At 58.5% G+C, this 7,773-nt stretch carries 7 protein-coding genes and 2 pseudogenes; 5 read left to right on the top strand and 4 right to left on the bottom strand.

Going from position 1 to position 7,773, the window contains the following annotated elements:
- Nucleotides 1–111: pseudogene (locus AC1D06_RS40855) on the bottom strand (IS6 family transposase); the annotation flags it as partial.
- 107 nt (nt 112–218) lie between these two features.
- Here AC1D06_RS40855 and AC1D06_RS40850 point away from each other — a divergent pair.
- A complete protein-coding gene (locus tag AC1D06_RS40850; protein WP_477884346.1) occupies nt 219–620 on the top strand; it encodes a response regulator in 402 nt (133 codons plus the stop codon).
- A 280-nt stretch (nt 621–900) separates the two neighbouring features.
- On the opposite strand, the gene AC1D06_RS40845 is transcribed toward AC1D06_RS40850, so the two are convergent.
- Entirely contained in the window at nt 901–2,073 is a 1,173-nt protein-coding gene (locus AC1D06_RS40845) for a PAS domain-containing protein (protein ID WP_477991153.1), read from the bottom strand.
- Between the two features lie 425 nt (nt 2,074–2,498).
- Nucleotides 2,499–2,771 (bottom strand): usg protein, encoded by a 273-nt coding sequence (locus tag AC1D06_RS40840; protein ID WP_477991152.1) that lies wholly within the window; start codon nt 2,769–2,771, stop codon nt 2,499–2,501.
- Between the two features lie 274 nt (nt 2,772–3,045).
- On the opposite strand from AC1D06_RS40840, the gene groES reads away from it, so the two are divergent.
- The 4 genes from groES to AC1D06_RS40820 all read left to right on the top strand — a co-directional run bounded on the left by groES (nt 3,046) and on the right by AC1D06_RS40820 (nt 6,260).
- Nucleotides 3,046–3,360, top strand: a complete 315-nt coding sequence (gene groES / locus AC1D06_RS40835) for a co-chaperone GroES (protein ID WP_477884351.1) — start codon at nt 3,046–3,048, stop codon at nt 3,358–3,360.
- 43 nt (nt 3,361–3,403) lie between these two features.
- Nucleotides 3,404–5,032: a chaperonin GroEL gene (groL, locus tag AC1D06_RS40830; protein WP_477884353.1), complete on the top strand. Its 1,629-nt coding sequence runs from the start codon at nt 3,404–3,406 to the stop codon at nt 5,030–5,032.
- A gap of 115 nt (nt 5,033–5,147) precedes the next feature.
- Nucleotides 5,148–5,618: an Hsp20 family protein gene (locus AC1D06_RS40825; RefSeq protein WP_477884355.1), complete on the top strand. Its 471-nt coding sequence runs from the start codon at nt 5,148–5,150 to the stop codon at nt 5,616–5,618.
- 267 nt (nt 5,619–5,885) lie between these two features.
- Nucleotides 5,886–6,260 (top strand): hypothetical protein, encoded by a 375-nt coding sequence (locus AC1D06_RS40820; RefSeq protein WP_477884357.1) that lies wholly within the window; start codon nt 5,886–5,888, stop codon nt 6,258–6,260.
- 1,354 nt (nt 6,261–7,614) lie between these two features.
- Here the strand turns inward: AC1D06_RS40820 and AC1D06_RS40815 are convergent.
- Nucleotides 7,615–7,773: pseudogene (locus tag AC1D06_RS40815) on the bottom strand (IS6 family transposase); the annotation flags it as partial.

Below are 7,773 nucleotides of genomic sequence, written 5' to 3'. Positions count from 1 at the left end.
GTCCTCGACCATCCGCAAACTGAGAGGAAAGCGGAAATAGAGCCACACAGCATGCGCGATGATCTCAGCGGGAAAGCGATGGCGGCGGTACAGCGGATCACGATTTGTCATGGCCCATGATCGCACATCGAATTCCAAATTCCGTTAAGTTGACGATGCCCTTGGAACCATCGGTTCCACCTACACGTTACTAGCGCTCAACGTGTAACGGGTATTTTATGTCGCATCGAATCCTGATTGTTGAAGATGAGTCTCTCGTAGCCATGGAGCTTGAGGCAACGCTCGATGACATGGGTCACCAGGGCGTGGGCATTGCAGCTGATTCTGGGACTGCGTTGAGGCTGGTCGAGAAAGCCCCAGAGATCGCGTTGGTTGACATCAATCTGCGTGACGGCCCCACGGGCATTGCGCTCGGAGCGCGACTTTCGCAGGACTTCGGCTTGAACGTGCTTTACGTCACCGTTAATCCGAAGTCGCTCGGTGACGGTGTGCCCGGGACTATCGGCGTCCTGCCGAAACCGTACACTGCCGAGGATGGCGAGGCTGCGCTGAATTTGGTGACCAAATCCGGGCAAGCCCCGGCGCCGATGAAAGTATTTGCGCGACGCGCAACTGGCTAAGGGCGTCGCAAGCTCGAGACCGAGCATCGCAGCGTCATATGCAGGCCCTCAGGCATCCATTTCCGCTCGATGCTCCCGCCCAAGTGGCTCTCCGAGCTGATGGTCGCTAATTTCGTTCCGAAGCCCTGGCGGCTGGGCTCTCCGATAATTGGAGGTCCGCCGCGCTCGATCCACTCGATCTGGCATTCCTCCCCAGCCACAGTCGCAAAAATGGCAATCTGTCCGTCGGGCGCACTGAGCGCCCCATATTTTGAGGCATTCGTGGCGAGTTCGTGAAAGATCAATGCAAGGGTGTCGCCGAGCGGTCGTCGATTTTGATTTCATCCCCGGTTATCTGTATCCGGTGTTCATCCAGCGCCGGATAGGGTTTCAGGATTTCTCGCATTAGATCTGTCAGAGTCGTATCGCCGGTAACTGGCTTGGAGTCTTCGCTGTGAGGGCGAGCAAAGTCGTGGGCGCGGCCCAGCGCGGCCAGCCGGTGTTGAATATCGGTGGCAAACTGCCGGCTTTCGGGAAACCGCCGCGCGGATAGCCCAATCAGGCCGTTGATAATGGCAAATATGTTTTTGATCCGGTGGCTAAGTTCATGGCTCAGAAGCGCTAAACTCTCCGACAGCTCTTTGGCTTCGTGGATATCAGTACACGTGCCGTACCAGCGAACAATTTCGCCTTCCAGGTTACGCATAGCCAATGCGCGGCCTAGAACCCAGCGGTATTCGCCGGAATGGTGGCGAAGACGATACTCGATCTCGTAAGGCGCGCCGGTCGCAAGAGAGGCTCGCCATACCTCCCAGGCCCGTGCTTGGTCGTCCGGATGGAACAGCCCATTCCAGCCTTCACCATCCGTGCTACCCACTGGCCTGCCGGTAAACTCGTACCACCTGGCATTATAGTAATCATGATAGCCATCAGGAAGCGTCGACCAGACGACCTGAGGCATGGAATCAGCCAGAGTACGAAAGCGTGCCTCATTCTGTCGAGCGTCCTCGAGCAGCCGTTCGATCTCGATGTCAGCAGATTTTAGGTCAGTAACGTCGCGTGAGATCGACATCAGGTGGCTCGGCTTGCCCAGCTCCCCACCAAGTGGGATAACTTCTACGTCCCAGAACCTTGGATTACCCGCCATCGTGTCGGCAAAAGCCGAGAACCGGGCGCTTTTGCCTTTGCGTGCGCTTTCAACCGCTTGCTTTGCTACTGCGTGACCCTCGCCCTGCCAGAAGTGCGACCAAGGGCTGTAGCGTATGATGTTGAAGTCCGAGACTTCCATCGCCCTCTGCCCGCTTTCGCTCATGAACAGCAGGCGACCCTGGAGATCCAGAATCGTGATACAGTCATTGCTGGTTGCCAGCACGGCGGTCAGAACAGTGTTCGAGTCAATGTCGGGAAAGGGGGAGGTAAAGGATGGATTGGACGCCTTGCCGGCTTCAGACGCCGCAGGATTGAAATCGGTCATTTTGCTCCGTTTATCGCGTCCGCGCATTTAAACTGAGCCATGCTAAGATTTAGCGGCATTGGCTCTTTCTATTGCGCGGGCGGTCCAATCGCAAACGAAAAGAGGCGGGCTCCGGTTTACATTCTGCTTCAGACCGCACCCGAGACAGGCGACCGGTTGATTTTCGAGCCAATAACCCCTTATTGCCCGCTTTTGTTCCGTTCATGCAGCCTTCACATCCAATCGCCATCCGCTATCGCCATTCTGACAACGCATTTTCGAGGACTAGCGTGAGAGAACTGTAAATGCTCGAATGTTCGTGCGTTAGCGTACCTGCGACAAGGTTTATAGGCGATCGCTTTTCCAGGCCATTCCCAGCTCAAGCGTATCCAGTATCGCGTTGGTGTGGCAGTCCTCAAAAGTGCTACTTCGCGGGCGAACGCTTGCTAATGCAACTTCAACTCCCCCGAAACCTGCCGCCATTCGTGCGGACCGACCAGTCTTTTGTGCGTGTACCTGACGGAATGCAGCGGACCGTCCAGCTTGTCTTCCCAGAACTCGAGGAACCTGCGCATTTCTGGAAATTCGGGGGCGAGGTCGTACTGCTGCCAGACGTAAGTCTGCAGCACGGACTCGAAATCGGGCATGCGGTAGAGGATGTGGGCGGTGGTGATGCCGTAGCCTTCGAGCTGAAGTTCAAAATCGGACTTAGTCTGCATGCCTTGGTCTCCATTTCGATGACCAGAAAAATTTGCCGCCAAGGGCGAACTCCGTCAACAGAAAACCAACGACGGGCAGAGATTATTGTTCCTCATCAGCCCGTTAGCAGCAATGGCGCAAGAGTGCTAATTTTTTCTCGGCGGCTCTTGAAATCCAAAAAATGCAAAACCAGATTTTTCGTCGCCGGACGCTCAGGGGAGTTCGGCACCCCGTTCCGGAATGGTCATCCAGTCCGACGGAGGGGAGTTCAACTTGTTTGTCCAGGAGGAAAACATGAAGTTCCGACCGCTGCATGATCGCGTCGTCATCCGCCGCATCGAGTCCGAGGAGAAGACCAAGGGTGGCATCATCATTCCCGATACAGCCAAGGAAAAGCCGCAGGAAGGTGAAGTCGTCGCCGTCGGTCCCGGTGCTCGCGACGAGCAGGGGCAGGTCGTGGCGCTCGACCTCAAGGCGGGAGACCGCGTTCTGTTCGGAAAATGGTCAGGCACCGAGATCAAGGTCGACGGCGAGGACCTGCTGATCATGAAGGAATCCGACATAATGGGCGTCATCGAAGCCCAGATCGAGCAGAAGAAGGCCGCTTAAGGCCTGTTTCAGTCATAACCAACTGCCTATGAAGGAGTGAACCATGGCTGCGAAAGAAGTCAAATTCAACACGGAAGCCCGCGAGAAGATGCTGCGCGGCGTCGACATCCTTGCAAATGCGGTGAAGGTGACTCTCGGTCCCAAGGGCCGCAATGTCGTGATCGACAAGTCGTTTGGCGCGCCGCGCATTACCAAGGACGGCGTTTCGGTCGCCAAGGAGATCGAACTCGAAGACAAGTTCGAGAACATGGGCGCGCAGATGCTGCGCGAGGTCGCCTCGAAGACCAATGATCTCGCCGGTGATGGAACCACGACCGCAACGGTTCTTGCCCAGGCCATCGTCAAGGAAGGTGCAAAGGCCGTCGCGTCGGGCATGAACCCGATGGACCTCAAGCGTGGCATCGACATCGCCGTCGACGCCGTCGTCAAGGAACTCAAGGCCAACGCCCGCAAGATTTCCAAGAACGAGGAGATCGCACAGGTCGGAACTATCTCGGCCAATGGCGATGCCGAGATCGGCCGCTACCTTGCGGAAGCGATGGAGAAGGTCGGCAATGAGGGGGTGATCACCGTCGAGGAAGCCAAGACCGCCGAAACCGAACTCGAAGTCGTCGAAGGCATGCAGTTCGACCGTGGGTACCTCAGCCCGTACTTCGTGACGAACCAGGACAAGATGAGGGTCGAACTCGAAGACCCGTATATCCTGCTCCACGAGAAGAAGCTCTCCAATCTCCAGGCCATGCTGCCGGTGTTGGAGGCGGTGGTGCAATCGGGCAAGCCGCTCGTCATCATCGCGGAAGACGTGGAAGGCGAAGCGCTTGCGACGCTGGTGGTCAACAAGCTGCGCGGCGGGCTCAAGGTCGCAGCCGTCAAGGCTCCGGGCTTCGGCGACCGCCGCAAGGCAATGCTCGAGGACATCGCCATCCTGACGGGCGGCACGGTGATCTCGGAAGACCTCGGCATTAAGCTCGAGAACGTGACGCTGCAGATGCTCGGCCGCGCCAAGAAGGTGGCGATCGACAAGGACAATACAACCGTCATCGATGGCGCTGGCTCGAAGGCGGAGATCGAAGGTCGCACGACCCAAATCCGCGCCCAGATCGAGGACACAACGTCGGACTACGACCGGGAGAAGCTGCAGGAGCGCCTTGCCAAGCTCGCCGGCGGCGTCGCTGTCATCCGCGTCGGCGGCTCCACCGAAGTAGAGGTCAAGGAGAAGAAGGACCGCGTCGACGACGCACTGCACGCGACGCGAGCAGCGGTTGAGGAAGGCGTCCTTCCGGGCGGCGGTGTCGCCTTGCTCCGCGCCGTTAAGGCGTTGGAGAATCTCGCAACCGCTAATCCAGACCAGCGCGTCGGTGTCGACATAGTTCGCCGCGCGATCGAAGCACCGGTTCGCCAGATCGCCGAGAACGCCGGTGCCGAAGGCTCGGTCATCGTCGGCAAGCTGCGCGAGCAGTCCGCGTTCTCGTGGGGCTGGAACGCCCAGACCAACGAGTTCGGCGATCTCTACGCACAAGGCGTGATCGATCCGGCAAAGGTCGTGCGCACGGCGCTCCAGGACGCTGCGTCGGTGGCGGGGTTGCTGGTGACAACCGAGGCAATGATCGCCGAAAAGCCCAAGAAGGACAAGGTTCCGGCCGTACCCGCCGGCGCGGATATGGACTTCTGACATGAGATCGGCGGCACGCCAAAGCGGCGTGCCGCTGGTAAACCGTCGGTCGCCTATTAAGGGGCCGACATCACCGGGACAATGTCCCTTCCATGTTGCTTACGAGGATATGGCTATGAGAACTGAATTCGACTTCGCGCCACTCTACCGTTCAAGCGTCGGCTTCGACCGGGTCTTCAATTTGCTCAACAATGCCCAGCGGCTCCAGAGCACCGAGGCATGGCCGCCCTACAACATCATACGCAAGGGCGAGGATGCCTATTCGATCGAGATTGCCGTCGCGGGCTTTGCGATGGGCGACCTTGACATCACCCAGGAACGCAACGTTCTGGTGGTGAAGGGCGGAGCGGCGCAGAAGAAGGATGGCGAATACCTGCACCGCGGCATCAGCGCCCAGTCGTTCGAGCGGCGTTTCGAGCTGGCGGATCATGTCCGCGTCGAAGGGGCCTCGCTCGCAAACGGTCTGCTCAAGATCACGCTCAAGCGCGAAATCCCTGAACAGGCCAAGCCCCGCCGCATCGAGATCGGCAACGGTTCGCCCAAGAACGAGCCGCTTCAGATCGAAGGCGACAGGCAGGCTGCGTGAGGCGAGCACATGCGCAAGCAACCCAAATCGTTCATCGTGGAAGTGAAGCGGCGTCGCGGCTCGACCACGTCCGCTGCCACCAAGTCGGGCTGGCTTCTTCGGTCCGTCCAAAAGTTGGCCGGAGATCGGCCCTTGCGCAGCGGAGACGTGAAGCCCGCATAGTGAACCGAGCAAAACACACGCGCCCAGAGGCGTGGAAAGTGGCCGTGCGGTGTGGTTCCGCGCGGCCGTCCCGATCCATAGACTGATTAGCCGTGGAGCGAAGAAATGAGAAAGGAACCTGAAAACACAACTTTCACCAACGAAGCGACGGCCGCCATCACCGTTTCGCAACTGCTCAACCCGGCGGCGTATTTCGATCATCCCCGGGACGTGCTCTCCGCCACCCATCTCGATAAAGACGAGAAGCGAGCCATCCTTGCCTCGTGGGCGTCTGACTTGCACGCCGTCGAGTCCATTCCAGCGCTGCGCTACTATCCCGGCACCAGACATGCCGTCTCCTATGACGAAATCCTTCGCGCGTTGAATGCTCTGGACCAGCGGGTTGATGTCGTCTCCGGAGACGGCGTCGTTGCAAGAGGGTCGAGACGGCCGCGCTGGCCGCTGGCCAGGCGACGCAGCAGATTGTGGAGCGCGCCATGAGATCAGCGCTCAGGGCGCTTGAAAACGGCGGTTCGTCCGAACCGAGGACGAGTGGTCCTCGTGGCGAACACCCAAGCTCCGGGGAGCCGTTTGGCTTGCCGGCCCCGAGGACGCGGAGGAGTACGCACAGGCTCTCTCGCGGATCGGGCCCATGCGGCTATGGAGGCATTGCATTCCATCTCGGTTGGGGAGCGTCGCGGGCCAGCGCCGCCGAGACGATCCTGAGGCAGGCCGGAAGGCTTTCCTATGACAATGCTGGACGCGCGAGGCTTCGCGAACTATGACCCCGAACGAAATGACGGACGAGCAGGTGCTTGACGCTTGGCACGTTGCCAGAATGGCCCACCTTTACATCAAGGGAGAGGGCGCAATGGCACGGACGGCGTTGATGCTGAAGGCCGAGGCAGTGGCGATACGTCGCTTTGGTGTTGGGGAGCACCGGGAGGTATATCGAAGGCGCTATCCCGAGGCGGAATAGGCAGCCGCATTAATTTCGAAGAAGCGCATTTTGGTTGCATGGCTGATCGCTACCTCGCGGCAAATCAGCAGCAGGCCCGCCTCGTCGCGCCCCTTGAAATAAACGCCTTTTGGGCGTGCGAAAAATGCGGCCTTTCAGCGACCTCCAATTTTTCCCTGCGAGGGAATGCACCAGAAAACGCTGACCAAAATTTGTCAGTTTTGAAGGGGGCGCCCTGGTAGCAAAGACGCTGGTAGTTAGGGATCGCGAGGGAGCTAGATGTAGCACCTTGTCGATTAGCCAAGTGAATCCCCGAGAGAATATTCAGCGACACAGGAATGTGACCTGTATTACAGAAATACCAAGACGGGGCACTATCCCATTCGCCATGCAATCTACGCCAGTTCTGAGAAAGAGATTAAGATCACTAGCTTTTGGAATTGGAGCGATGGGCAAGGTCGCTCGCAAAATACAGAGGGTAATTACGGGCTTTATAAAATGTGAGTATTTCCATATGTTTGCTGAATTCACCCAGACCTTGAGGTCAAGTAGCGACGTGCGCCAGCAGGCGGTCCCGCATCACCGCTCCCATGGCCCAGCTGGTCGAGCAGCCAGGGAACACAGTCTCGGCCTGACCAGGCGCCGCGCCAAAAAGACCGCGGCTGCCATCAATTCAACGCGCATCGGACGAAAAGCGGGACACGCCCCGGCGATGGGTGATCGACCAAAGATCGACGGGGTCGTCACACCGGTTCGGTAAAACCCCAGGATTTGGCGGGCCAGCCACTCCTTCTCGGCAGCGGATTTCCCGCACCAGGGCTGCGCTACGATCGAGCGAAATGGCACTGTAAACTTAATGATCGCGCGACAGTCGTAGCCCGCTTGCGTCACGACGGTTCACATCCGCGCGATTCTCGCCCAGAGGTTCATCGCCTCTGAACGCAGTTCACGATGATGGCTGGATGAGATGTCGTGGCGGGGGATGTAAAACAGATTGGCGATCGGATCATGGATTGAGACGAAGCGCTGCAAATGGCGCTGCGACTTGAACCGTTT

The sequence above is a fragment of the Rhizobium sp. P2_G2 genome, from assembly GCF_056403555.1.
Note: the sequence above shows the minus strand (reverse complement) of the source record. Positions and strands in the feature narration are given on the sequence as shown.